Here is a 26,040-nt window from a genome sequence, read left to right on the forward strand (position 1 = left end):
GGGGAGATCCATTTTGAAGAGATTCTCTGAACACCCAGAGGCCTGAATTCTGAGTGAGAAACTCTCCTCCACCTGGTTATCTCGTTTATTTAGGAGACAGCGATTGTCACTTCATGCGTCGTCGTTTGCCCTTCGTTATCGGTTGCAGTCAGCGCCACCGTATAGCTGCCGACGGCGTCGTACGCGTGCTGTGTCCACCAAGAACTATCCGTCGTCCCGTCACCGAACGCCCACTCGAGGGTGTCAATCCACTGGTCGTCGTCAGTTGTGTCTCGCACTTCGAAGGTGATGGTCTCGCCGACCGATGCCTCGGTCGTGCTCAGCGACTGTTCGGCGACCAGAGTCCCGGTATCGCCATCGCCATCATCGCTTCCACCGCCGTCACTACCATCTCCGTTTCCGCTACCAGTCTCGGAGAGCCAACTCTTGATGAAGCCGCCGTGTTGTTCAGGTCCGTCTTTTAACTCCCAGGGTTCGTTCCCGCCAGCGTTCGGCGAGTCGAACATAGCCGGCCCCCACGAGTCGTCGAAGCACCAGGCGGTCCAACCCATGTTTTCGTAGGATTCGATCCACTCGCGGACGGGTTCGCCCCAGTTAGAGTTGGTCCCAGCGTAGTGGTCGTCGGTGTCGGGGTCCCAACCGAATTCGGTACAGACGACCGGTACCTCCTCGGCGGGCGTGCCGTACTCGGCGTCGAACTCATCCGGTTGGCCATTGTCCGGGTAGATGTGGGATGCGTAGATCAGTGACTCCCCGTCGAAGGGATGGGTCGGCGCGAACTGCGTTTCGGAGGTCCACGACGGCGAACCGATGATCAGCGCCGTTTCCGGCGCGTGATCCCGAATCAGATCGACCCACGGCTGGGCAACGTCGCGCCATAGCAGCCAGGTATCCTCGCGCGTGTCGACGCTCTCGCCGTACTCACCCCACGTTGTCGGGTACGTCGGCTCGTTGAACACCTCGTAGATGACGTGTTCGTCCGCCGCGAACTCGGGGGCGACGACCGACCAGAAGTTCGTCATCACATCGTCGATTGGCTCGAGTTCGTTCGCCGATTCGACGTCGGCGTTGTAATCGTCCGTCGCAGCCTGGGTGTAGGGCCTGACAAGGTGAAAGTCCACCATCGCATAGACGCCGCATTCCTCGAGAAGATCGACAGCCGGCCGCAACACGTCGTCGACGAACGCCGCCGGACCGCCGAACTCATCGACCGAGTCCTTGGTGACCGGAAGCCGGACGACGTTGGGATACCACCCACGATCAGGATCGGTCGCCCACTCGAGGACCTCCGTCGAACTCTTCGGATGATACAGTTCGTAGAATCCCGGATCCGCGATCGCGAGGCCGCGGAGTTTGATAGTATTGCCATCGGTATCTTCGATCCAACGTCCGTTCGTCTGTAATCGTGAACGGGAACCGTTGTTCGCCGCAGCGGACGGAACGCCGAGTGCGATTGCACTCGTGCCCGCGCCTGTCGCCTTGAGGAACGTTCGTCGATCGAATCGATTCAAAACCATTCCGTGTGAGTTGCCATCATTGGACATACAATCATACGTAACCCGTTATCAAATATATAATTTTTCACGATAGTATTACTAGAGCACGTCCATGAACACAGTACTGTGTCCGCAGAAGACACCGGGCTTGGATCCGGCACAGTGGGATTCACCCTTACGATTGCCGACCATCCCAACACCGGCGGTGACGTAGAGGATCTGGACGCCGGCGTGGTGGCCCGTCCCCATCACATCCGTCAGTGGGAGCAGCGCTTCAAGGACATCCTCGTTGTCAGCGTACCGGTCGGGGACGCGGACGAGCGTTCCGTTCGCTTGCGGGACGCGAAGTTTCTCGGCCTGTGCCCCTCCGTGCTGGCCTTCCGGTGACCAGAAGCCGCCGTTCGGACAGGCGGTGTGGAGTCCCTTGCGGCAGAACTCACACTCGCCACAGCTGATAGCGAACGGGGCGAACACACGGTCGCCCGGTTCGACGTTCCGTACGTCCTCGCCGACTTCCTCGACTATTTCCATCGGTTCGTGGCCGACCTGCGAGCCGGCCTCCGGTTCGTCTTCGCCGCGGTAGAACCAGAGATCCGAGCCACAGATAGCGGTGTGTGTGACGCGGATGACTGCGTCCGACGAGTCTTCGATTTCCGGCTTGGGTCGGTCTTCAACGCTAATTTCTCCCGGGCCTTGATAGACTGCTGCCTTCATAAGTTGTGTACAGTCTATTGTGGGAGCCTGTACGGCACGTGACTGGTGCTATCCAGAAAACCCGTGCACCGGCGAAGACGGAGCCGCCGACGAACCTGCTCGTCGTGCTGAAAGCGGCGCGCTGGTATTACATTCACAGTAAGGGTGGATCCGATCCCGCGTTCCAGTGGGCGATCAAGTGGGCCCGCCATCTTGCGACCGACATACCCAGTGATGTTGACCGATTCGATGAGTTTTTCGAGTATCTCGTCAATAGCGGTCGGTCCCGCGTTATAGACTGAACCGCTCGCCGTCCTCAGGAACGTGCACATCCGCTGTCTCTGCCCGCAGTTCCTCGCGCGACAGCAAGCAATGGTTGATTGCCTCCATATGAACGACCACTATCTCGGCGTCAATGGCCTCGCGGACAGCGTTGACGTCCTCGATGCCCATCGTGATGGGTTCGCCCTGATCGAACTGCGCTTCGCCACCGTTGAGAACGACCAGATCGGGTTCGTACTGGTCGAGTGTCTCTTCGACCGGCTCGTACCAGATCGTGTCCCCGGCGACATACACTATCTCGTTGGCCTCGAAGACGAAGCCCGAGACCGGGCCCATTCCCTCGGCGAGTTCGCCGTGCCCGTGCTGACTCGGCGTCCGGTGGATAGTGATGCCCTCGAAGGAGGTTTCGTCATCGACGGGGCGAACGTCAGTGAAGCCCTCGTCAGTGAAGGCGTCGGCCTCCTCAGGCTGACAGAACAGCGGCACGTCGACATCGAATTCCTCTCTGGCCGCCTCGTCCCAGTGGTCGGGGTGGCGGTGAGTGACAACCACAGCGTCGTAGGTGAGATCAACGTCAGGCAGCGGAACAAGCGGATTCCGATCCTGATTCGCCGTGGTGAGGAACTCCGGAAGTGCCGGGTTGTCTGTCACCGTTGGCATCTCGCCCTGCGGCGTGAACATCGGATCCACGAGAAACGTCGTGTCACCGACATCCAGGAGGATAGTCGCGTTGCGAATCAGCTGAACACTAGCACCAGTCGTTGCCATACCCGGGCCTACGAGAGACGTCGGGGTGGGATTTACTTCGACATATTCCAACCGTCGAGGAGTTCGACGTGTCGTTTACTGGATGAACTCGATGTCCTCGGAATCGAGATCCACGTCCAGGTCAACCTCGAGCGAATCGGCCGCGAACTGTTGTGCCAGCCACGCCTCTGCTCGGTTGAGACGGTACTGGAACGTCGACCGTGACACACCGACGTCTTCGGCGATTTCCGTGACCGATTGCTGCCGTGGCTCTTCGTAGTACCCACGTTCGATTGCAGCCTCGAGTGCTGCCTTCTGTTCGGGCGTGAGCGTTTGCTGGACGCGATCGTCTTCGAGCAAGCACGGCGGCGTGCCGAGTCGTTCAACAGTAAGCGACAGCCCCTCTCGCAGATTCGCTCGGACGTCCTCGTGAATCTCTGAGACTGTCCCGTCGATAAGCATCCGCCACCGGTACTGGTCGCCACGCCGCTCCGTGCGCATTTTGACCTCCTCCTCCGCGTTCACGCGGAGGAATCCCACCACGGGATTTCAGGCCTACCGTTGCGGCCTGTTGGTTTCAAGACGCATACGTTCCGAGCGTCACCTGCTGGGTTTCAGCATCGGCCTGGCTGTCTTGTGGCCCGGTCAAAGAGGCCCCATCCGTAGCCGAGTCATCGTCACCGGCCTTCTGCCGGGAAGTCCGGTCGCTTTGGCGGTGACTCTCTCCACCACGGTAGCGGTCTGCAATGTTTATCGCCCCGTTCACGTCGGCCTGATACTCACCGACCCAACAGCCGTCGTTCGAGCATTGGAACGTCGCCTGTCGTGGTCGGTAGCCGTGTTCACCGCAGGCGTGGCATGCCTTCGACGTGTTCCGGGGATTCACCGTTTCGACGGGAATCCCTTTCTCGGCGGCTTTGTAGCGAATCTGTGCATGGAGTTTCGCAAAGCCCCATCCGTGCAACCGCCGGTTCATGTATTCGCCGTAGTCCATATTCTCACGGATGTATGTCAGGTCTTCTAGCACCAGTACTGGATTCTCGACGGACTCGGCGTACTCAACGACCTCGCTGGTCACATGGTGGAACACGTCGTCAATCCGGTCCCACAGTGCGTCACCGTAGGACTCTGCGATTCGTTCACTGCCACGCTTCTGAAGACGTCTTATGGCGGTGAAGTAGGTTTTGCGGAGCCGACGAACGGCCTTGCCGTCGTCGGCCCACAGGCGGGGGCGAACCGGAGAACCGCTCTCGTCGCAGTGACACACCGTGACAAGACTCGCTTCCCCGATGTCAACACCGATGGGCGTCCGCTGACGAGCGGACGCCCCTGATTGATCCTCCACGTCGCGAGCAGCGGTGACGTGGAGATACCACGTCCCGTCGCGCTCGAACAGCCGACTTTCACCCATCTCAGCATCGTCTGCGTACACCGCTTCGAGCAACTCCCGCTGGTCGGGATTGGCGTGTGCCGGTATCCAGAGGTGATAATCCTCGTGGTGTGGGATTTTGACGTACCACTCGATAGCGTTCTGTGGCTGGTGGTCAAGTTGGAGTCCCTCGTTGGTGAACCGGACAGGGTGGTCGTCATGAAGCTCGTCGGCGTCGTAGCTGTTGTGGAGTTGTGGGACGTACATCTTGAGGGCATTTTTGGCGTAGCCACTCAGGTCGTACTCGACAACCACGTCGTTGGCCGCTGACTGTGTGTCACAGCCAGCAGCGAACGCGGCCTGAAGCGCCTGCTGGTAAGCATCCCGCGTCTCACGAAGCTTCTCTCGCTTGTGGACGTTCGGGTCCACAAGCTTCAGTTCGAGTGTTTTCGTAACCTCGCCCATCGTCGCCGTACTTCATCTCTTGGTTGTGAGAAATATATATTTCAGCCATCCAGAGTGGAAGTGAAGCGGTGAGAAATCCGGCACTGCAAAGAACAGTGGACAGTCACATTCTGCTGTCCGCTCGGCCCTCGCCTGTTCGCTCCTCACTTCCGACTGGCGTCGGAACACTCCTCACTCAAGGGAAGGTGGGAGTATGCGCTCGTACCTCTATCACCAACTCAATCGAGTGGGGTTTACTCCAGAGTAATTTACCTCAGGGTAAACTACTTGCCGTCATGACGTGTATCGTGTCGTATGAGCACTGACCTGGGGACTGTTGAGGGAATGGAGCCTCGCGAACTCGTCCACTTCGTCACCCAGCAAACGCGGTTTGCCCTCATCAACAACATCCTCCAGCATCCTGATCAGCTCCCGTCGATGTACGAACTCGAGGAGCTCAATCCCAGTGTCAGCGACGCCACCGTCTACAAACACGTCCAGAAGCTGATCGACGCTGGTATCGTCAAAGAGGTCGCCCTCGACGATGACGAACGTCGACAGGGGTACCCGTGGAAGTTCTACGGGCTCACCGAGGAGGGACGTGAATTCCTCGACGACCACAACCTCCTCGCAGCCGAGGAGACGCTCCAACAGATCTACGACACAATCTCAGACAAGCTCGAGAAGATGGTCAAGTACGAGAACGCTCCCCGTCCGGAAGAAGCGTAACTCCCGAAAGTTCGGCCCGAATTAGCACTCGATCAGGATTCGATTTTGTAGTCAGTCGCCAGCTCCTGGAACTCGTCGCACTCCGGAAGACGGTCGTCGTCGACCTCGCCGTGGGTCTCGAGGTAGTGGAGCAAGGCGTCGATTTTGTCTTCGAGGCCATACTTCACCGCCTGCTCTCGGAGGTCTTCTTCGTCGACATCGACGTGGCTGAGCAGGAGGAGACAGTACGAGTGGTGGCGGCTGCCGTCGTCGATGAGCAGCGTGTGACAGCAGAGTTCCGCCGGCGAGACTGCGTCGAGTTCCTCGGAGTAGACGTAGTAGCGGTGGGCGGTGAGCAGGAACTGGAGGCCAAAGGCCGCGAATCGAGCGAGACCGGTTTCGTGGAACCCCTCCGCGTCGGTCTCCGTCTCGGCCTGGGCGAGGAATTCGTCGTAGTTCTCCCAGAGGATCGTTCCCTTCGGGGCAACGGCTTCGAGGCGTTGGCGATGCAGATGGTGTGCGAGTTCACGTGCGAATTCGTGGAGGCGGTCGAAGTCGGCGTTGAAGTCATAGCGGCCGTCGTCCGTCCCGACGAGACCCCGGTCGCGAAACCGCTTGAGGACTCGGTTGACCGTGTTGCGGTAGTTGTCGCTCCGGTCGGCGATCTCGGAGACGGTTCGCGGCTGGTCGATGTAGTACAGCACTTCGAGTGCCTTGCCGGTCAACAGCTCGGGGAAGTCGATGTGGGAGTGCTGGCGAACGAGGTCCTGATAGAGTTCGACGGCGCGAGCATCCGACGGGACGACTCGTTTTCGGCGGCCGTCGCGTTCCGTGTAGACGAGCCCCTTCTCGACGAGGTCGCCGATGGCGCGAGAGAGATAACTCTCGCTGTGGTCGAGCTTCGTCGCGAGCTCTGAGATCGTGTCACCGTGTTCGACCGTGGCGAGGAACCTCGAGTTCGATGCGCCGGAGCACGGTGTAACTTAGTAGGAAACTGGTTTATAAAGAAGTTTCGAGTAGTGTTACAGTCAGCAGGTGCGGGAGCCGGCCCTATTGTCTTAACCAACTAAACACCTCTCTCGCGAAATCGAACGAGATCAACATCGATGGGAAGCGTCTCGAAGTCGTCATCGGCACCGGCGATGAGTGTCGCATCCGTCTCGTGGGTGAGTGCAACGCCTATCCCTGTCTCCCGTGGTGCTTGTTTGTCATGTGAACTCCGCTGCGTTCAAAATCTTAGCACCGGTCGAAACGATTGTACAAAAGGAGCCATAGTAGTATTCCTCATCTGTTGGATCGTAGTTCCACGCCGTCGGCATTATGGCAAATTATTTGATGTGTTTTGAATTGATAGAGTATGTCGAAGACATCATTTATAGCATGTTCGAGTTCAGTGAGGAAGCGATTAATTGTGTCTCTGGATAGTGGTTTGTCAAGTGTGTAGTAGTAACCAGACGAGTGAGCTGGAATCTTTGTGTAACTGGACTGCGCCAGGGATCTTCTTGTAGTAGCATTGTAGAAAGCCGTGAAAGAGATTTAGTAGCCATTTACCTTGTGTTTCCTCGTTCGAATCGCAGTCGTGACACCTACTCACCACACCTAACTGCCTCACACATGATGTTTTTCTATGACTCAGTTATATGCTACCGTTAGATATATCTTACCGCGGGAACCATGTACCAACATAGTAAAATAGTGAAGCAGGGAAGAACTTATCCGGATCTCTTAATTAAAATTTTGTATGGCTCTCCAACGTCGTAATCTCCTCACTGCAATTGGTGCGGGAGTGATAACTACTTTCTCTGGGTGTATTAATAGCTTTCGTGAAACAAACCAACCAAAGGAAGGGGATTGGACACAAATTAGCAAAAATTCCCAACATACGGGATCAGATACATCAGTTCCGGGGATTTCTGAAGGCGATATTCATTGGGAGGTAGAATTTGATTCCAATGTTGATTTGATCGGTATTTCTGTCACAGATGACCAAATAATTCTGGCTGATAATCAAGGTGTAAAAAGTGGTTCTTTGCATAAAATATCCCTATCTGATGGAGATATCAAAGATACGTATGACCTGTCAACAAAAATCACAAGCCCGCCAGTAATTAGTAATAATTCGATTCTTACTATTACTAACGCTAGAGATGAGATCAGCATTCTCAACGCATTTGACTACAACGGAACTGAACAATGGGGACATCAAATTTATGGTCGACTTCCTTCAGCGCCAACGATATATCAATCGACAGTCTACAGCGGTGACCAAAATGGAGTTGTCTACTCACTTGAGGAAGCGACGGGTGTAATTCACTGGGAGCGGCAATTTGGTGATGACAATGATACTGGATCTATTCCCGCACCACCAACAGTAGATGGAACTGGCGTATATATATCAGTAGATGGGTCCTCAGCACAGGGTATCTATTCCCTATCTCCGAAAGATGGAGAGATACAATGGAGCGTTGAGGGCCCACAAGTTCCATCTGTAATGACGCGAACAGGAGACTTGCTTCTCGCTAGTTATTCATCGTACGAGCTTGTAGCGTTTGATATTCATACAGGAAAGCGTCGCTGGTCGACGAGCCTTTCTAAAAAGGATACCTCATCACCAGCAGTAGCTGAGGAGATTATTGTGATTGCTGACGAGGAACAGTTATATGGACTTGATTTGGAGACTGGTGAAAAACAGTGGTCACTTCAATGTAACCCACAGACTACTAGCCAACCGATTATCGCGGGTAACACCGCTATCACCAACACTGAGGATGGACTTGTTAGCTGTTCAGTATCTTCCGGTGAACGGTTGTGGTCCCTTGATAATAATTCGACAATCCCCCTTGTTGCTGTCGAAAATGGGATTCTAATTAGCCCTGAAAGTAATGTACTTTCAGTGTATACGAGTTACTAAATACAAATATTGGGTATTACACGATCGGTTAAACTCGTCAAGGATGATAAAGCCATCCTATGACTAGTGGGATTCATCATGTTTCCGGAGTTCTTCAAGACGTTCAGGGTGAATTGCTGTTCTGCCAATCATACCCGATATGAAAATTGTTGAGGGGCACGTTTACCATTGCCTAGGAAGGATTTCGAGTGCGTGCTCATAGCGTCTTGTTTCTGGCCGTACCAAGCCCTGTAGCGTGGATTTTGGCGTGATGACACTGTGCTGGTGAGGCAACTCAATCGAGCACGCTCGTGTGCAATAAAGATCAGTTTTCATCAACATTATCTGCTCTTGCCAGCACCCATGTCACGCTCCTACTTCAGCGTGGAAAAAAGATAACCAGGAATAATGTAGCTAGATTGTACTTTCTAAAATATCGCCAAGATTATTTGACAGGCTCTCTGCAATCTTATAGTTAGCTAGTGCAATGACTAATGATTGTGTATCTTCTGGATTCTTCTTTGATTTTGAAGTTTCAAGCATAGAGTTTGCATATCGCTCTCGACTATCTATCATATCCAATAACTCTAATGTGAGAGGATCTTCTTCAATTTCCTGTTTCGTTTGTTGAATACTTGTTCGTGCTGTTCTTGCTCTTTCATTTGTTGCCTCAATGGTTACACGCTTTTTGCTAACCCACGGGTTGGGGATAGAAGTCAAGTCACCTGCAACTAATCGCATAGCATCGGATTTAATGCTATTTATAAATGCGACTTCTGTCAGCCCACGTTCCATCATAGTTTGAGTCTGACTTCGATACCCGTCCGCAGATTCTGCTACAATTGATGCGTAATTATTAGAATTGTAAGACTTAGTCAGATTGGCACTAGTAGTTGAGACTGCCTTCTCATATCCCTCGATCGCAGATGAGTTATCGGTATTCTCTGGATTTGAATTGTTTATGTGTTTCGAATCGCTCACATTCATAGATGCAGCCTTTATAGAGCTATAGGCCTGCGCTAAACATATTTCTTTTGGCTCATCACCTGATTCAAAAAGTTCTGGAACTTGTTCTAGGTGATCTAGTGCAGAATTCAAACTATGTTGGATTTCTCCCTGTACAATAAGATCTTTCTTATTTGATGGCTGACGTTCTATGTCTTTCTTCGTCGTTTTAAGTTTGGAACGGATACTTTCTACTTCATTTATAATGGATTCTTCCGAAATATCTTCTGATTCACCTTTCTGATATCCTTCAGCAGTGAATCCATTCATAGCTGCCTCTCTCGCCGTGATAAATGCCTCCCAATTATCAGATGTTTCCTTACTTTGCTTTAGTAATGACTTCTGCCGGTTAGAATGTCTAGCAACAAAGGCATTGGTCTCTCTATTATCTACCGATTGTATTCCTACGCTATTATTTGCTTGTATTCCTGCGCTAGATTCAGCAAGTGACTGTGCTTGCCCAATTGCCTCATCAGATATTTTAACTGAAGGAGATCCCCTCCGTGAATTTGGGGCCGAAACAGAATTGGCAGCAGCTGCCGTGCCAATGCCGGAAATTCCTACTATTGCTCCTGCGATCGTACTGAGAGTGGTTCTACGTTTCATGATTATCGGTAAACCTGGAAGTTTGGGTAGTGATAGTTAGTGTTTGAATCATCGGTGCTGACCGGGCTTCCGTCAATTCTAAACCCTGCATCTGTACTTGTTCTTGCATTCATTCTGTACCAACCAGTTACTACAGGTGTGTTCACATGTGTGAGCCAATTTATCCCTTGTACTGGAGGAGAATCATTGAATTTTAGGTGAACGTATGTCGTAGAATCCACCTCTCTTTCGACTGATTTGGAATCGTTCTGAAGTGCAAACGGATCTGGAAGAGGAAGATTTGAGGCACTACTAACAACGCTCACTAAATAAGATAGCGCTGCTTCAGCTACAGGGTCGATCTCGCCACTACCACTATTACCCTGTTGGCTTTCTTGTAGATCTGTTATTCTTATACTTGTTCCTGGATTGCTAAATTCTTCGACTTCTATTTCATGGTTTTTCGTACCTGGTATCCAGATTTGTGGGAAAATAATTGATCCCATATTTTTTGAATCATCATAAGATAAACTCATTGTGATTGACTGGGTGGCAGCTACTGGTTCATTTGTACTTGAGCTTGTTATTCTATCATCACCATAGGCAGCGGAATAGTGATCAACATAATTCCACTCATCATTGTATTCGAATTGGTGTTCATCACTACCATACTCTACTTGATCAGCTGATGCAGTACCTGACGCAAGGGCTATAGCTCCCGCGACAGATGCTGTGGCCTTTTTTAGCCTATTATCTTCAGGCATGCAATAATGTATGCTTAGACAACATTATTAAGACTATTGTAACTATCCATATGCAATAACCGATAGAAATAGTATGGGGAACCTTACCATCCCCAGACAAAATCAGGAAGCCCCATCTGCTCACGGGCGCGAAGCGCTCGTTCGCATGGTCCGTGAGACCTCCGGTCTCATGTTACCTTCAAGGAGCGAACCGCGCAAGCGGTGAGCGAGTAGGGTAGGGAGGAAGTCACTGGGTATAGATGGGTTCGACCGCATACATAGTCCTCATGGGTATAGATACACCTATTATAAACCCTGAAATAACGTTATGAGCGATCCTCATTCGTCGTGTCTCTACACCTTACCCGACGACAGATGCTATCGACGGTAGGAATTGCTGGAACAACGGTTGCGACCCTCGACAATGCGACACCCGGGCGTGCAACTGACAAGTCGGTCGGAGAGCGGGACACGCACTCGGAGGTTGAGGATCTCGACCCCGTCCTTGCCCAACTCGGCGATCTCGATGGGGACCGGGCGATCATTTGGGGGCGGGCGAACTGTCCTTCCCGACTGTACGTCGAGATCGCTACCGACGAGACGTTCAGTGATGTCCGAACGGTACGCGGTCCGGCCGCGCTCTCTGTTACGGACTATACGGCACGAGTCGACCTCAAGGGGCTTCCCCGAGGCGAGCAGGTGTTCTATCGTGTGGTATTCGATCGCCTTAATAAACCGGGATCGTACACTGACGCCGTCAGTGGGTCGTTTCGCACGCCACCGGCGCAATCGGAGCAGGCTGGTGATCTCCGATTCCTCTGGGGCGGGGACGTCGCCGGGCAGGGATGGGGGATCGACCCCGAACACGGAGGAATGAAAATTTTCGAGACGATGGCCGATCTTGACCCCGACTTCTTCATCCATTCGGGCGATGCCGTCTACGCCGACGGACCACTCCAGAAGACGGTCGAATTCGACAACGGCGAGAACTGGACCAACATTGTCACGGAAGCCAAAAGGGATGTCGCCGATACACTCGCCGAGTTCCGGGGCAACTACCTGTATAATTTCCTCGATGAACACTACAGGGAATTTGTCGCCGAAGTGCCGGTGATCGCTCAGTGGGACGACCACGAGGTTACGAACAACTGGTATCCTGGCGAGATCCTTTCTGAGGAACCCCATGACGTCAAAAGCGTCGATCTGCTCGCGGCTCGTGGTCAGCGAGCGTTCCTGGAGTACATGCCGGTTCGCTCGGACTCGCACCATGCCACACGGGATGAGCACTACGATACGTTCGATTATGGGCCATTAGTCGATGTATTCCGACTCGATCTCCGCAGTTACCGCGGACCGAACATTGCAACGCTGGACGAGGAGCGGAGTTCGGAGACAGCGATCCTCGGCGAGAAACAACTCGCATGGCTGAAAGAGTCGATAGCCGACTCGGATGCGACTTGGAAGGTTATCGCCTCAGATATGCCGATCGGGCTTCTCATCCCCGACGGTGACGTCTTCGAGGGGATCGGAAACGCAGACGGCGCGCCACGCGGGCGCGAGTTCGAAATCGCCGAACTCCTCTCGTTTCTCCATGACGAAGGTATCTATAACGTTGTCTGGTTCACCGCCGATGTCCACTACACGGCAGCACACCACTACCACCCCGACCGAGCGCAGTTCTCCGAGTTCAACCCCTTCTGGGAGTTCGTCTCGGGACCACTGCACGCGGGGACGTTCGGGCCAAACAAACTCGACAATACCTTCGGCCCGAAAGTGATATACGAAAAATCACCGCCTGAGGGCGAGGCGAACCTCCCCCCCAGTGCGGGATTACAATTTTTCGGCCAGGTCGACATCGACGCCGATACCGAGGCACTGACCGTCACATTGAAGAACCGTGACGGAGAGTCACTGTATTCAACAGGGTTCGAACAGGATCAGTACGGACGATGACATCCTCAGCGCTGTGAACGGCACGGCTTCCTTGCACAGGAATACCGACTACCGACCGGTAATGAGTCCCACCCTAACCTCGTTAAGCGATACGCTCCCAATTACTCTGAATTGGGGGGTATAGTTGCACGAGACCTTCAAATAACCAAAGGTTATTCAACTCTGCTCTGGTAACGTACGATTCTCGTTCTTCTACAAATTTATATAATTTATATTAATAGTATAGTCAAGATAGACTTGTACGACCACTTTTTCTCGCTATCAACCTCAATCTGTTTCTTATCGACCGCTGTCAAGACCAACGACAACCGATCTTGTGTATTTAATGCAATTAACCTATACTCACGGCTCTTTCTCGATGTCGGAGTCTCGGCCTGCGAGGTACCGATCTAGCTGCTGCGTTCTTGCACCGACTCACCGAGAAACACGATGTCGACGACATCGTGTTTCTCGTCGATGGCTACGACTATCTGCTGCCTTCTTTCGGTTAGGGTTGAGCGGTCAACTCGACTACGTCGAACGAAACTTCATCGAAAAGTGGTTTCACACGCTGAAGATTCGAGTCGACCGCTTCTACAACTCGTGGGGAGCAATCGAGCGAGCGTCGGAGAATAGATTGAATAGTATATACATAACTACAATACACAAGGACCGAACTAATCACTCAATATAGATGTTCTAGCGGAGATATTAAACTAGATAGTGCCGCTGCCATTGAGCTGTGAGAAAAAATCGAGGGTCCTGCGAATCGAACGCTACCTGTGGTGGAAGTGATGAGTACGATAGGCATTTTGCTCGTCATCTTTCCCGCTTCGTTCGGGCCGAGCAGCCAGATAACTGTCCCCGATTCGACATCGAAGGATACGCCATCAACTGCTGTGATTCGATTCTCACTGGCTTCGAACGCTTTTGAGAGATTCCGAACGGAGTAGTGAATCCGCCTGAGAACGCAATTCACTCCTGTTCAGACCAGTTGCTATAGCAGTGGAGTTACGCTCGAACCCTCCACTCTCGATGGATTCAACAGTGTCTTTCGTCCCACACTTACGCCTTCAATTCAATACCCTATAAAAAAACGATCACTGTGTGAGAGTCTCGAGAGAGCAAGGAAAACCACTATCCTGTCGTCGCTGGTAGTACATCGGACCCCAATCCAGATGGCCACCGAGTACGTCTTCATCAGCGACCTTCACATCGGCGGCGACCAGCAGTTGACGACGCTCGACTTCAAAGACGAACTGCTCTCGTTTCTCGAGGGTCTCGAGGAACGGGACAGCGACGTCGAGTTAATCATCAACGGCGACGCCTTCGGCCTCTGGGAGTACGCCGAGGTGACGGGGACGGACAAACTCGAACGGGTAATCGAAGACCACCCGCAGGTGTTCGAACAGTTTCGAAAAACCGGCGAGGAGATCGACATCACGCTCATCCCGGGGAACCACGACTACGACCTCGCGTGTTACTCCTCCTACGTGGACCGACTCGCGGAGTACAACGTCACCTTAGAGCCCGAGATCGTTATCACCCGCGAAGTCGCCGGCGGCACGATCTGGATTGAACACGGCCAGCAACACGACGCGAACAACCGGATGCCCGACTGGGGGAACCCGGCCGCGCTGCCGGTCGGCTACTTCGTCGTCCAACGGATCGTCGCCGCCGCCGGGCAGTACTCCGAACACGCCAGGGGGAACTGGCTCCGGGACATCCAGTCGGTCGCCCCGATGGAGGAAATTCCCCGCTGGTTGCTCTCGAACTACTTCTACCGGGAGATGAGTCCGCTCCTGCGGACGATCGTCATCCCGCTATTGCTCTTTTTCAACATTACGCTGCTCTACCTGTTCGGCACCGTCCTCGAGGCGATCGGGCTCCTTCCAGCGGACTTTTTCACCGACAATCCGCTGGTCCAAGCGCTCGGAGTCGCCGACATCGTCCTCGAGCTCATCATCGCTACGAACATCGTCATCATCGCCGTGTTGCTCCTGCTCGCGATTCCGTTCTGGCTGTTCAGGCGGGACCTTAGGCACACGCTCGAGCGCTTCGGTGTCATGCTGTCGGGAGTGCGCGTCGGCCAAGGCGACCGGCCGTTCCTGAACGCGGCTAGGGACACTTTTGAGTCACATTCTAGGGTCGCGGTCTTCGTCTACGGTCACACCCACCGGGCGTCGCTCACGAAGTGGGGCGATCGAGCTGTCGTCAACACCGGAACCTGGCTGAAGAAGCTCCAGCACGTCAAAACGCGCTTCTCGCGGCTGCCGGGGATCTACTATCCCTCATTCCGACTGAACTACTTCCGGATCTTCTCCGAGGGCGACCGGATCGTCGTCGAGTACGAGGTGATCGAGACGGATCAGCCGCGTGACCTCACATGGTTTCAGCGGCTGGTCGCGCGCCGACCCCCGGCACCGCCGGCGATTCCCGAGCGGACCGTGCTCGATCCCGACGGCGAACTCGAGCTACCGGCATCTGACGAAACACCCGGAAGCGAATCCGATCCCGATCCCGATCTACTGCGCACCAACGATCCCGAGATCGATGACTAATCAAGTAGTCGTGATGACTTCGATCACGTTCGGCGGCTCGATCGAGTAGGCCTTCCCGAATCGGTGGTTACTTTGACAGTTGATCAGTTTGGTCACGAAGGCGAAACCCGAAAACTATGATCGCCCCCGTACCACATTTTCAATAACGCACGAGCAAGCCGGTAGATTGAGCAACTTGAACACTACCAGAACCATCAGAGATCACATCAGTCGGTTGATGGAAGAACGACATCGAGGGATGCTAAACTAGACGTACTGTTGACGCAGATTTCGCGACACAACTGAAGCCATCGTGGCGAACTCAAGCCTCATAGGAATGTCAATATTCATATTGATACTGAATTGATTGATTAGTTGAAGATATTGATGATAGGGCTATATACCCAGACGTTGAGATTGGCTTTGGTCATTATGGCTCGAGTAGAAGTTGAAGAAAATGTGGAACTGTTCGTTCAGGATTGGGGATCAGGTACTCCCTTCGTGTTTATCCATGGTTGGCCATTGAGTCACAGGATGTTCGAGTACCAATACATCCAACTCCCAAGAGAGGATATTCGGTGTATCGGCATCGACCTCCGCGGATATGGACAATCGAGTAAGCCATGGAGCGAATACGATATCGATATGTTCGCTGACGATATTAAGTCGGTTCTCGATGAATTGAACGTCGATGATGTAACACTTGTGGGTTTTTCAATGGGGGGCGGCATCGTCACGCGGTATATGAGTCGACATAACGAAGAACACGTGGGGCGATTGGCGCTACTTGGTGCTGCGAGCCCTGTTCTGACCGAAAGACCGGACTTCCCGGAAGGCATCGATAAAGCTGTATTCACGGACCTTGCTAAGGGATGCTACCAAGACCGAGCGAAGGTAAGCAGTGAGTTCACCAATTCGATATTTCATTCCGAACCGAGTACTGAACTGAAAGATTGGTTCCAGAATATGAGCATGGAATCATCGCCGCAGGCGATGGCCGATTCGATCGAATCGGTCGGTGACATGGATCTTCGTTCTGACCTCAATGATATCACTGTTCCGACGCTTATCTGTCACGGCGTCCACGATCAGGCCTGTCCATTCGAGCTGACAGCGGAAAAACTCCACGAGGGAATTGAGAACGCAGAACTTGTTCGCTTTGAAGAGAGCAGTCACGCACTCTTCTACGAGGAGAAGGAGAAACTGAACCAACAGTTGGTAGAATTCAGCGAATACACCCAGTGAATCAACTGAAACAGCACACAGAACAATCAGTCAGGCCGATGGCACGACCCAAATTCCGTCCACTGTGGCGGGAACCTTGTCTCTGGAGAATCATAGGCCGACTGAGACTCCCAGGGCGGAAACCGCGCCGGCGTCGGACTACGGCCGACTGACTGAGGGATCTTCGATTCCTCTCCGTTCACGGCGCAGAGGATGTCATTGGTAGGCCTGTAACCCGGTGAACTCCTCGCCGAGGATTAGTGTGTGGATGTCGTGGGTGCCCTCGTAAGTGTAGACCGTCTCCATGTTGGCCATGTGTCGCATCGGGGAGTAGTCCGTGGTGATGCCGTTGCCGCCGAGCATCTCGCGGGCGATCCGGGCCTGGTCGCGGGCCGTCCGGACGTTGTTGCGCTTCGCCATCGAGACGTGCTGTGGTCGCATCTCTCCGCGCTCTTTGAGTTCGGCGAGCCGGTGTGCCAGCAGTTGCGCCAGCGTGATCTGAGTTCCCATCTCCGCGAGTTTGCGCTGTTGGAGTTGGAACCGCCCGATCGGACCGCCGAACTGGTCGCGGTCTTTGGCGTATCGGCGGGCCTCCTCGAAGCAGTCCCGCGCCGCTCCGACCGCGCCCCAGGCGATGCCGTAGCGGGCCTGCGTGAGACAGGACAGCGGCCCCTTCATGCCGGAGACACCGGGCAGGACGTTCTCCTCGGGGACGCGGACGTCGTTGAGCCCGATCTCGCCCGTGATTGACGCGCGCAGGGAGAGCTTCTCGGTAATCTTGTTGGTCGAGACGCCGTCGCGGTCGGTTTCGACGAGGAACCCGCGGACGGGATCGTCCTCGGCCGAGCGGTCGCGCGCCCAGACGACGGCGACGTCTGCGATCGGGGAATTCGTGATCCACGTCTTCGCACCGTTCAGGACGTAGCCGTCACCGTCGCGCTCAGCGTAGGACTCCATCGCCGACGGATTCGAGCCGTGTTCGGGTTCGGTAAGACCGAAACAGCCGATCATCTCGCCCCGCCCCATCGCGGGCAGCCACTCCGCTTTCTGCTCCTCGCTCCCGTAGGCGTGGATCGGGTACATCACGAGCGCTCCTTGCACCGAGGCCATCGATCGCAGCCCCGAGTCGCCGGCCTCGAGTTCCTGCATCAGGAGCCCGTACGCCGTCTCGGAGACGTTCGGCGAGCCGTAACCCTCGAGATTCGGCGCGTAGAAGCCGAGTTCGCCCATCTTCGGGATCAACTCTCTCGGGAAGGTTCCGTTCTCGAAGTGTTCGCCGATGTCGGGCTTGACGTGATCGTCGACGAACTTCCGAGCCGTATCCCGGATCATGCGCTCTTCCTGGCCCAAGTCCTCCTCGAGCCGCACGAAATCGAGCATACGTTGACCTAGACGAATAGCACAATAGGTATTGCGATACCAAGTGTCACGCGACGGGTATCGTGACGGCGGCGAGGGCGCTTCTCGAGCGCGATCGTCGCTGCGCCGCGACAGGTGCCCTCGCGGCCGTGCCAGGGCAGGGACCGCTGGCGACAGCGGGCCGGGGAGGATCGTTTCCAGCGCCGGCCGTGACGATCGAATTCGGGCCGACCGCGTGTATCGTGCTGACAAGTAACAATCCTTTTGTGACGTTCAGCCGTCGATACACAGCGTATGACAAATCTCGTGACAGACGTTGCCGAGACCGTGGCGACGTACCCGGATTCGACCGCGATCGCGTATCAGAGATCCGAACTGACCTACGAGGAGTTCTGGGAGCGCGCCGGGCGGTTCGCACAGGCTCTGGACGACCGCGGCATCGACGAGGGCGACCGCGTCGGGATCTACCTGCCGAACCTGCCGCAGTTCGTCACGGCCTTCTACGGCACGCTGCGCGCCGGCGGGATCATCGTCCCGATGAACCCCCAGTACAAGGCTCGAGAGATCAGCCACATGCTCGGCGACAGCGGGGCCAAAGCGGTCGTCGCGCTGTCCGATCTCGTTCCGAACGTTCTCGAGGTACGGGACGACACCGACGTCGAACGGATCGTCAGCGTGGGCGGAAACGCCGACGGCGCCACCGAGTTCGGCGACTTCCTCGCGGACGACACCAAGGAGGTCGTCGATCGGGCGGACGACGATGTCGCGGTCCAGCCCTACACGTCCGGGACGACCGGCACTCCAAAGGGCGTCCTGTTGACCCACTACAACCTGGCGTTCACGACGCGGGCCAACGCAGACGTCCCGCCGGGCGGCTTCGAGGCCTCCGACCGGCTCATCGGCACGCTCCCGTTGTTCCACATCTACGGCATGTCCGTCGTCATGAACGGCGCGATGTACAGCGGCGGGACGTACTACCCCGTCCCGGAGTGGGACACACCGGCGGTCATGGACCAACTGGAAGAGGACGGGATCACGATCATGTTCGCTGTCCCCGCGATGTTCAACGACATGATCAACCAGCCCGACGCCGCCGAGTACGAGTTCGAGGCGCTTCGGTTCGCCAACTCCGGCGGCTCGAGCCTCCCGATGGAGGTGCTCGACCGGTTCGAGGAGCTGTGGGGCGTCCAGCTCAACGAGGGCTACGGCCTAACCGAGACGAGCCCGGTCACGCACGCGAACACGAACCGGAACCGCCGGAAGGGAAGCATCGGCCAGCCCCTCGAGGGCGTCGAGGCGAAGATCGTCGATAGCGCGGAACGGAGTTCCGTTGATCGTTCGGACGCCGATGGGCCGCCCCAAGACGAGGATTTCGAGGAAGTGCCGCGCGTCGAGGAGGGACCGATCGACGAGGAGGAGGCGGATCTCGACGCGATCACGGGCGAGCTGGTCGTCCACGGCCCGAACGTGATGAAGGAGTACTACGGCCTGCCGGAGGCCAACGAGGAGTCGTTCACCTACGAGGACGGCAAGCGCTGGTTCCACACCGGCGACATCGGCTACTGGGACGAGGATTCCTTCTTCTACGTCGTCGACCGCGAGAAGCACATGATCGTCACCGGCGGCTACAACGTCTACCCGCGGGAAGTCGAGGAGCTCCTCTTCGAACACGAGGACGTCGCCGACGCCGCCGTCGTCGGGATCCCGGACGAGCGCCGCGGCGAGACGGTCAAAGCGTTCGTCGTTCCCGCGAGCATCGCGAGCGGGAGCTCGTCGAACGAGCAAAGCGAGTCCGACGGTGTCCCCACGCCGGACGCCGGAGCGACGCCCGAGGACATCAAACAGTACTGTCTGGCGAACCTCGCCGAGTACAAGCATCCCCGCGAGGTCGAGTTCATCGAGGAACTGCCGCGGACGACGACCGGCAAGGTTCAGAAGTTCGAACTCCGCGACGAAGGCTGAGCGCCGTCGATGTCCTCGGTCGAGAGGCCCGTTCGCTCGAGCATCTCGTTTACGAGCGGGACCGACAGCCCCCGCGAATTCGCCGCCGAACGTACCTTTTTGATCGTTGCCCGTGACCGCCCTCCATGGTCGAATCACTGGAGACCGTCCTGGTAGAGTACGACGAAGACCGCGGCGTCGGCACGCTCACGATGAATCGACCGGACGCGCTGAACGCGCTGAGCGCGCAACTGCGAGACGACATCGTCGCCGGACTCGAGCGCCTCGAGGAGCGAAACGACGGAGCCGACGGCGTCGAATTGCGGGCCGTCGTGCTCGAGGGGGCCGGTGGGAAGGCCTTCTGCGCCGGCGCGGACATCGGCGGCTTCTGCGGGGAGTCGTCCGGCGGCTCCTCGGCCCGATCGCACTACGATTTCATCCGCGACTTCCCCGCGCCCGTCGTCGCCAAGGTCGATGGCTACTGTCTGGGCGGCGGGTTCGAGACCGCGTTGGCCTGTGATTTCCGGCTGGCCAGCGAGAGCAGCACGTTCGGCTTCCCCGAGGTGACCCTCGGGATCCTGCCCGGCGCCGGCGGCGTTCAGGACGTCACGAAGATCGCCGGCCCCGCCGTCGCGAAGGAACTCGCAATGACCGGCGAGCACATCTCCGCGGCACGCGCCGATGAAGAAGGGCTCGTCAACCGCGTGTACGCCGACGACGAGTTCGACGCGGAGGTCGACGACTTCGTCACCGACCTGGCCGGGCAGGCACCGCTCGCCGTCCAGGCGATCAAGCGGTCCGCCGACATGGCCGTCAACAGCGGACTCGAGGAGGGGATCGCGTACGACCGCTCCCTCTTCCAGGAGTTGCTCCGGACCGAGGACCACGCGGAGGGTGCGGCGGCGTTTTCCGAGGACCGCGAGCCCGAATTCGAAGGGAAGTAACGGCTGAGACGGCGGCGGTCGTTTTACTTCCGACCGATTTTCGTCTTGCAGTGGCGCGCCGCGTCGTGTGAGCGGCCACCGAACTGCGATTCAGCGCGCAGCCGTGCGGGTGTGTCGGCGCCCGGTGACAGTAGCCCGTCTCAGTCCCATTCCTCGCCGATACCCGCCAACGAAAACGGGCCGACTGGGAGGTTGTACCCGTCCTCGAGCGCCTTGTCGACCTGCTCCTCCGTGGCGATGCCTTCGTCGACGATCTTCTGGGCCTCCTCGCGCATGGCCGCGTGACAGCGGTTGGCGATGAAGCCGTAGGAGCCGGGGTCGTCGTCAATGGTGACCCGCGTCTTGTCGAGTTCGTCGACGAGTTTCTCGGCGCGCTCGACGACGGCCTCGTCGGTCTCGGGCGCTCTGACGATCTCGACCATGTCCATGACCGCGACCGGGTTGAAAAAGTGCGTCACCGCGACCCGCGAGGGGTCGGAGACGGCGTTGGCGATCGAGGTCACCGCGAACCCGCTCGTGTTCGAGTACAGCGGCTGGTCGTCCGTGACCTCGTCCAGATCGCGAAAGACCTGGCCCTTGATCGCCAGATCCTCCGTGACCGCTTCGATGACGAACTCGGTTCCCGCTGTCGCCGCCTCGAGGTCCGTCGTGAACGTCATCCGCTCTATGACCGCGTCCTTCTCCGCTTCCGAGAGATACCCGCCCTCGACGGCGTCCTCGAGGCCGTAGTTGCCCGAAATCACCCGTTCGCGTGCTTCCGCTGCCAACTCCTCGTTGATCTCGCGAACGGCCACCTCGTAGCCGCTGCGTGCGAGTACCTGTGCGATACCGGCGCCCATGATGCCGCCACCGACGACGGCAGCACTCGTTTGTGCCATGCCACCATCCTTCACGAGAACCGTCTTAGTTCTTGTCAAGCCGGAACGACGCCGGGCCGAAGCGCCGCTCTCGGCCGCGATCGACCGCTCGGAATCGGAATGTTCCACACCTCGAGGATGGTTTTGGATTGTCCGAACTCCTCGAGGGCAGGTTTCGGACCGGCTCGATCCTTCAACGACCGCACATTTAATACTCGGCTCGGGTACCACAATGTATGGCAACGGAGTACACGCCGTCCGAGATGATGGACCGAGAATCCAGATCGAATCGCTACTACCGCAACGCGGTCGAGCGCCACTGGGACCCCGGCGAGATTGACCTCGAGCAGGACGTCGAGAACCTCCTCGCGTTCATCGAGATCTCGGAGTCATACGATCGGGAGTCGTGGTACGGCACGCTCACCGGCATCGCGAAGTTCGGCGCGGGAGAGGACGCCGTCACCGAGGACCTTGCCCCCCTGGGGACCGTCCTCGAGGACGTCGACGATCAGCTGTTCCTGACGACCCAGCTCTACGAGGAGGCCAAACACGCCGACTTCTTCGATCGCTACTGGCGCGAGGTCGTCTGGACGGTCGAGGACGAACTCGGGTGGGAGCGATCCGATCCTCGCCACGAGCGGTGGTTCAACGACCCCTACATCGAGCTGTTCGACCGCAACCGCAAGGCCCAGTACCGACTGCTCGAGAACGACACGCCCGAAAACCGGGCGAAGGCGTACTGTCACTACCACCTTACCGTCGAAGGAATTCTGGCCCAGACGGGCTACTACGGCATGCAGACCTCCTACGGCGGCGAGTTCGAGGGGCTACCCCACTTGCCGGGGCTTGTACAGGGGTTCACCAAGATCCGCAGCGACGAGGGTCGCCACGTCGGCTTCGGAATGAACCAGCTCAAGAAGCTCATCGCCGAGGGGGTCGATCCGCACCTCGTCGAGAAGACCGTGGAGGACCTGCTCCCGCTGGTACAGGGGATCACGGAGGACGACCGATATCAGGTCGACGACCCCGAAAACCGCCCGGGCCTCGAGCCGGGGAAGCTGGCCGAGTACGCCGTCGAGAAACACGCCGACCGGATGCGACAGATCACCGACGCCGCGGCCGACATTCCCGACGTCGACGACCTCGTGGCACTCGAAGAAGACGACTGAGGGTATCGAGACGAGAAGATGTCGTCGCGGGGAATCATCTGCAGTAGGTTTTTGCGAGGCGCTCGAGACGTACTACCATGCAACTCGATTCGGTTCGGATCCTCGGTCTGACGCGACTATTGTCCAGCCCCAAAGCGACCCAACTGCTTGTCACCGCGGGTGCGGACGTGATCAACGCCGAGGACACGGACACCGTCTTCGAACAGTTTCGCTCGGGCGTCGCCGAACGGCTCGAGATCGACGAGGGAGGGCAAACGGGTGACGGGCGACGAGTAGGCGCTCTAGCAGTAAGCGGTGCCGACGGGATCCAGTTCAACACGACCGCGAAATCCATGGGGGTCACGGACTGATGGTCGCACCACCCACACGCGCGACCGCTGCGGGGCTCGCGCGGGCGATCCGGGACGGCGAGTACTCGCCGACCGAAGTCGTCGACGCTACGCTCGAGCGGATCCGCCAGCGAAACGAGCGGACGAACGCCTTCGTGACCGTCACCGACGACCTCGCTCGCGAGGCGGCCGAAGACGCGGCGCGCGCGATCGACGAGGGTGAGCCGCTCGGGCCGTTACACGGCGTCCCCGTCGCGATCAAGGACCTCGACGACGTTGCGGGCGTCCGAACGACCTCGGGCTCCCTGCTCTACGAAGACCGCGTCGCCGAGTCGGACTCGCCGTTCGTTGCCCGGCTGAAGGACGCGGGCGCGATCGTCGTCGGGAAGACCAACACGCCCGAGTTCGGGCTCGGCACGACGACCGACAACCGCGTCGCCGGGCCGACGGGGACGCCGTTCGATCCCGACCGCGTCTCGGGGGGTTCCTCCGGCGGGGCCGGCGCGGCGCTGGCCGACCGGCTCGTTCCGATGGCGCCCGGCTCCGACGCCGGCGGCTCGGTCCGGATTCCGGCGAGTTTCTGCGGCGTGTACGGCCTCAAACCCACGCAGGGCGTCGTTCCGAACGTCACCCGTCCGAACGGCTTCGCGAGCCACACACCCTTCTCCACGAAGGGGCCGCTAGCCCGGACGGTCGAAGACGCCGCGCTGTCGCTGGACGTGATGGCGGGGACTCACCCGCGGGATCCCTTCTCAGTTCCGAAGCGGGGCGAGTACCGCGACGCGGTCGACCGTCCGGTGGACGAGTTGGACATCGCGTACAGCCCCGACATGGGCGTCTATCCCGTTGATCCCGACGTTCGAGACGTGCTCGAGGACGCCGTCTCGGCGTTCGAACGCGCCGGCGCGACCGTCGACGCAATCGATCCAGACCTCGGACACGACAACGAGGAGATTCTGGACGCCTACTACACGATGGCGACCGTGCGATGGCGGTCGTTGCTCGAGAACCTCAGCGAGGAGGGGTTCGATCCACTCGGCGAGGACCGCGACCGGTTGCGGCCGTACCTCGTCGATCTCGTCCTGGACGCCGAGGAGCCTGCCACGCGGGTGTACAAGCGCGCGGACGTGGTTCGGACGGACGTGCTCGACGGGCTGGCGGACCTGTTCGCGGAGTACGACCTTCTCGTGACGGCGACCTGCGGGACGACGCCGTTCCCCCACGGCGAGGAGCCCGCGGAGATCGACGGCACCGAGATCGAACCGTACCGGGGGTGGGTGCTCACCCAGCCGTTCAACCTCACCGGCCAGCCGGCGGCCTCGGCCCCGTCCGGGTTCGTCGGCGGGCTCCCCGTCGGGATGCAGATCGCGGGCCCGCGACACGCCGACGACGACGTGATCGCCGCCAGCGCCGCCCTCGAGCGCCGGCGGCCGTGGCGCGACGCGTACCCCGAGTGACGAAACGCGCGGCGGGCCGGTGACTCGCCGCCGGTTCGAGGGAATGTTCGACAGTACAGCCTCCAAAGCGCTCGATAACGAATTTATGCACAACATCTATGAACGATGGCGGAATACTCGTGCGTACGTCATGAACTCCGCAGTCATCGTCGACGCCGTCCGAACGCCGTTCGGCAAACGGGACGGCTCGTTCAGGGACACGCACCCGCAGGACCTGGCCGCCGAACCGCTCGAGGCGTTGCGCGAGCGCAACGGTTTCGAACCGGAGACGATCGAGGACGTGATATACGGCTGTGTCACGCCCGTCGACGAGCAGGGGCTGAACATCGCCAGGCTCGCGCCGATGGTCGCGGGCTGGGGCGATATCGTCCCCGGCGTCCAGCTGAACCGGATGTGTGGCTCCGGCCAGCAGGCGGCGAACTTCGCCGCGGCGAACGTCATGGCCGGCCAGCACGACGTGCTCATCGCGGGCGGCGTCGAGCACATGACTCGCGTTCCGATGGGCTCGGACGGCGCCGACGGGGCCGACGGAGCCGACAGCCTCACCGACACCTACTTCGAGCACTTCGACGAGGTGACCCATCAGGGCGAGGGAGCCGAGCGGATCGCCGAGGAGTACGACTTCTCGCGCGAGGAACTCGACGAGATCGCCGCCGATTCCCAACGGCGCTGGAAAGAAGCCTGGGACGACGGTCGCTACAACGACCAGATCACGCCGGTCACGACGGAGCTCGACGGCGAGAAAGTCGTGGTCGAACAGGACGAACATCCGCGTCCCGGGACCGACGTGGAGACCCTGTCCGAACTTCCACTGTCGTTCCGAGAGGAGGGCGAGGGATTCCACCACCCCGGCAATTCGTCGGGTATCGTCGACGGCTCGGCTGCGCTGCTCATCGCGAGCGAGGAAGCCGCCGCGGAACACGGCTGGGAGCCGATGGCCCGCATTCGCCAGACAGAGGTCGTCGGCGTCGACCCGATCACGATGCTGAAGGGGCCGATCCCGGCGACCGAGAACGTCCTCGAGAAGGCCGACATGACGGTCGGCGACGTCGACCTCTTCGAAGTCAACGAGGCGTTCGCCGCGGTCGTCGCCGCTTGGCTCGAGGAGACCGACGCGTCGTGGGAGAACGTCAACGTTAACGGCGGCGCGATCGCCCACGGCCACCCGCTGGGCGCGACCGGCGCAATGTTGCTGACCAAACTGGTCCACGAACTCGAGCGGACGGGACAGGACACCGCCCTCTCGACGATGTGTATCGGCTTCGGACAGGGTGTCGCGACGATCCTCGAGCGGATCTGAGCGGTGGGTTTCTGGCGGGTTTCGAC

At 57.8% G+C, this 26,040-nt stretch carries 18 protein-coding genes and 7 pseudogenes; 13 read left to right on the forward strand and 12 right to left on the reverse strand.

The window, feature by feature from the left end; translation table 11 throughout:
- Nucleotides 1–89: 89 nt before the first annotated feature.
- Both HALLA_RS17570 and HALLA_RS17575 read right to left on the reverse strand, forming a co-directional pair.
- On the reverse strand, nt 90–1,544 hold the full coding sequence (locus HALLA_RS17570) for a cellulase family glycosylhydrolase (protein WP_084569108.1): 1,455 nt from the start codon (nt 1,542–1,544) through the stop codon (nt 90–92).
- 174 nt (nt 1,545–1,718) lie between these two features.
- Nucleotides 1,719–2,210, reverse strand: a pseudogene (locus HALLA_RS17575) (alcohol dehydrogenase catalytic domain-containing protein); the annotation flags it as partial.
- Between the two features lie 77 nt (nt 2,211–2,287).
- On the opposite strand from HALLA_RS17575, the pseudogene HALLA_RS17580 reads away from it, so the two are divergent.
- Nucleotides 2,288–2,491, forward strand: a pseudogene (locus HALLA_RS17580) (hypothetical protein); the annotation flags it as partial.
- Here HALLA_RS17580 and HALLA_RS17585 read toward each other — a convergent pair.
- From HALLA_RS17585 to HALLA_RS17595, 3 genes and pseudogenes are all read right to left on the reverse strand, one after another.
- Entirely contained in the window at nt 2,481–3,239 is a 759-nt protein-coding gene (locus tag HALLA_RS17585) for an MBL fold metallo-hydrolase (protein ID WP_049954794.1), read from the reverse strand. The pseudogene HALLA_RS17580 and the gene HALLA_RS17585 sit on opposite strands and share 11 nt — an antisense overlap.
- 75 nt (nt 3,240–3,314) lie before the next feature.
- Nucleotides 3,315–3,731 (reverse strand): annotated as a pseudogene (locus tag HALLA_RS17590) (helix-turn-helix domain-containing protein); the annotation flags it as partial.
- A gap of 64 nt (nt 3,732–3,795) precedes the next feature.
- Complete coding sequence (locus tag HALLA_RS17595) at nt 3,796–5,052, reverse strand: RNA-guided endonuclease InsQ/TnpB family protein (protein ID WP_049954795.1); 1,257 nt, start codon at nt 5,050–5,052, stop codon at nt 3,796–3,798.
- A 294-nt stretch (nt 5,053–5,346) separates the two neighbouring features.
- Here HALLA_RS17595 and HALLA_RS17600 point away from each other — a divergent pair, with 294 nt between their 5' ends.
- Nucleotides 5,347–5,760: a helix-turn-helix transcriptional regulator gene (locus tag HALLA_RS17600; RefSeq protein ID WP_049954796.1), complete on the forward strand. Its 414-nt coding sequence runs from the start codon at nt 5,347–5,349 to the stop codon at nt 5,758–5,760.
- Between the two features lie 32 nt (nt 5,761–5,792).
- On the opposite strand, the pseudogene HALLA_RS17605 reads toward HALLA_RS17600, so the two are convergent.
- Both HALLA_RS17605 and HALLA_RS21510 read right to left on the reverse strand, forming a co-directional pair.
- Nucleotides 5,793–6,714, reverse strand: a pseudogene (locus tag HALLA_RS17605) (MarR family transcriptional regulator).
- 199 nt (nt 6,715–6,913) lie between these two features.
- A pseudogene (locus HALLA_RS21510) lies at nt 6,914–7,276 on the reverse strand (IS5/IS1182 family transposase); the annotation flags it as partial.
- 204 nt (nt 7,277–7,480) lie between these two features.
- Between HALLA_RS21510 and HALLA_RS20280 the strand changes: the two are divergent.
- Nucleotides 7,481–8,650, forward strand: a complete 1,170-nt coding sequence (locus HALLA_RS20280; RefSeq protein ID WP_084569109.1) for a PQQ-binding-like beta-propeller repeat protein — start codon at nt 7,481–7,483, stop codon at nt 8,648–8,650.
- A gap of 393 nt (nt 8,651–9,043) precedes the next feature.
- Here the strand turns inward: HALLA_RS20280 and HALLA_RS20785 are convergent, their stop codons facing one another.
- Together HALLA_RS20785 and HALLA_RS20790 are read right to left on the reverse strand one after the other, a co-directional pair.
- Complete coding sequence (locus tag HALLA_RS20785) at nt 9,044–10,240, reverse strand: hypothetical protein (protein ID WP_157231433.1); 1,197 nt, start codon at nt 10,238–10,240, stop codon at nt 9,044–9,046.
- Nucleotides 10,241–10,242: 2 nt separating this feature from the next.
- On the reverse strand, nt 10,243–10,983 hold the full coding sequence (locus HALLA_RS20790) for a hypothetical protein (protein WP_157231434.1): 741 nt from the start codon (nt 10,981–10,983) through the stop codon (nt 10,243–10,245).
- A gap of 354 nt (nt 10,984–11,337) precedes the next feature.
- Between HALLA_RS20790 and HALLA_RS17610 the strand changes: the two genes are divergently transcribed.
- The 4 genes and pseudogenes from HALLA_RS17610 (at nt 11,338) to HALLA_RS17625 (ending at nt 16,679) form a co-directional block, all read left to right on the forward strand.
- Nucleotides 11,338–12,915 (forward strand): alkaline phosphatase D family protein, encoded by a 1,578-nt coding sequence (locus tag HALLA_RS17610; RefSeq protein WP_049954797.1) that lies wholly within the window; start codon nt 11,338–11,340, stop codon nt 12,913–12,915.
- Between the two features lie 285 nt (nt 12,916–13,200).
- Nucleotides 13,201–13,575 (forward strand): annotated as a pseudogene (locus HALLA_RS17615) (IS6 family transposase); the annotation flags it as partial.
- A 497-nt stretch (nt 13,576–14,072) separates the two neighbouring features.
- Nucleotides 14,073–15,455, forward strand: a complete 1,383-nt coding sequence (locus HALLA_RS17620) for a metallophosphoesterase (RefSeq protein ID WP_049954798.1) — start codon at nt 14,073–14,075, stop codon at nt 15,453–15,455.
- A gap of 411 nt (nt 15,456–15,866) precedes the next feature.
- On the forward strand, nt 15,867–16,679 hold the full coding sequence (locus HALLA_RS17625; protein WP_049954941.1) for an alpha/beta fold hydrolase: 813 nt from the start codon (nt 15,867–15,869) through the stop codon (nt 16,677–16,679).
- Between the two features lie 195 nt (nt 16,680–16,874).
- Here the strand turns inward: HALLA_RS17625 and HALLA_RS17630 are convergent, their stop codons facing one another.
- Complete coding sequence (locus tag HALLA_RS17630; protein WP_049954799.1) at nt 16,875–18,038, reverse strand: acyl-CoA dehydrogenase family protein; 1,164 nt, start codon at nt 18,036–18,038, stop codon at nt 16,875–16,877.
- Between the two features lie 273 nt (nt 18,039–18,311).
- Between HALLA_RS17630 and HALLA_RS17635 the strand changes: the two genes are divergently transcribed.
- Nucleotides 18,312–19,979, forward strand: coding sequence for a long-chain-fatty-acid--CoA ligase (locus HALLA_RS17635; protein ID WP_049954800.1), 1,668 nt, complete (start codon nt 18,312–18,314; stop codon nt 19,977–19,979).
- Nucleotides 19,980–20,104: 125 nt separating this feature from the next.
- Nucleotides 20,105–20,902, forward strand: coding sequence for an enoyl-CoA hydratase/isomerase family protein (locus HALLA_RS17640; protein ID WP_049954801.1), 798 nt, complete (start codon nt 20,105–20,107; stop codon nt 20,900–20,902).
- A gap of 140 nt (nt 20,903–21,042) precedes the next feature.
- On the opposite strand, the gene HALLA_RS17645 is transcribed toward HALLA_RS17640, so the two are convergent.
- Both HALLA_RS17645 and HALLA_RS20795 read right to left on the reverse strand, forming a co-directional pair.
- Nucleotides 21,043–21,780, reverse strand: coding sequence for a 3-hydroxyacyl-CoA dehydrogenase family protein (locus HALLA_RS17645; RefSeq protein ID WP_049954802.1), 738 nt, complete (start codon nt 21,778–21,780; stop codon nt 21,043–21,045).
- A gap of 35 nt (nt 21,781–21,815) precedes the next feature.
- Nucleotides 21,816–21,965 (reverse strand): hypothetical protein, encoded by a 150-nt coding sequence (locus HALLA_RS20795; RefSeq protein ID WP_157231435.1) that lies wholly within the window; start codon nt 21,963–21,965, stop codon nt 21,816–21,818.
- A gap of 30 nt (nt 21,966–21,995) precedes the next feature.
- Between HALLA_RS20795 and HALLA_RS17650 the strand changes: the two genes are divergently transcribed.
- The 4 genes and pseudogenes from HALLA_RS17650 to HALLA_RS17665 all read left to right on the forward strand — a co-directional run bounded on the left by HALLA_RS17650 (nt 21,996) and on the right by HALLA_RS17665 (nt 26,014).
- On the forward strand, nt 21,996–22,928 hold the full coding sequence (locus HALLA_RS17650) for a ribonucleoside-diphosphate reductase (RefSeq protein ID WP_049954803.1): 933 nt from the start codon (nt 21,996–21,998) through the stop codon (nt 22,926–22,928).
- A gap of 77 nt (nt 22,929–23,005) precedes the next feature.
- Nucleotides 23,006–23,173, forward strand: a pseudogene (locus HALLA_RS20800) (CoA transferase); the annotation flags it as partial.
- A 104-nt stretch (nt 23,174–23,277) separates the two neighbouring features.
- Nucleotides 23,278–24,714, forward strand: a complete 1,437-nt coding sequence (locus HALLA_RS17660) for an amidase (RefSeq protein WP_049954805.1) — start codon at nt 23,278–23,280, stop codon at nt 24,712–24,714.
- A gap of 130 nt (nt 24,715–24,844) precedes the next feature.
- On the forward strand, nt 24,845–26,014 hold the full coding sequence (locus HALLA_RS17665; protein WP_049954942.1) for a thiolase family protein: 1,170 nt from the start codon (nt 24,845–24,847) through the stop codon (nt 26,012–26,014).
- Nucleotides 26,015–26,040 lie beyond the last annotated feature (26 nt).

The organism is Halostagnicola larsenii XH-48 (assembly GCF_000517625.1).
In the GTDB taxonomy this organism is placed as follows: Archaea; Halobacteriota; Halobacteria; order Halobacteriales; family Natrialbaceae; genus Halostagnicola; species Halostagnicola larsenii.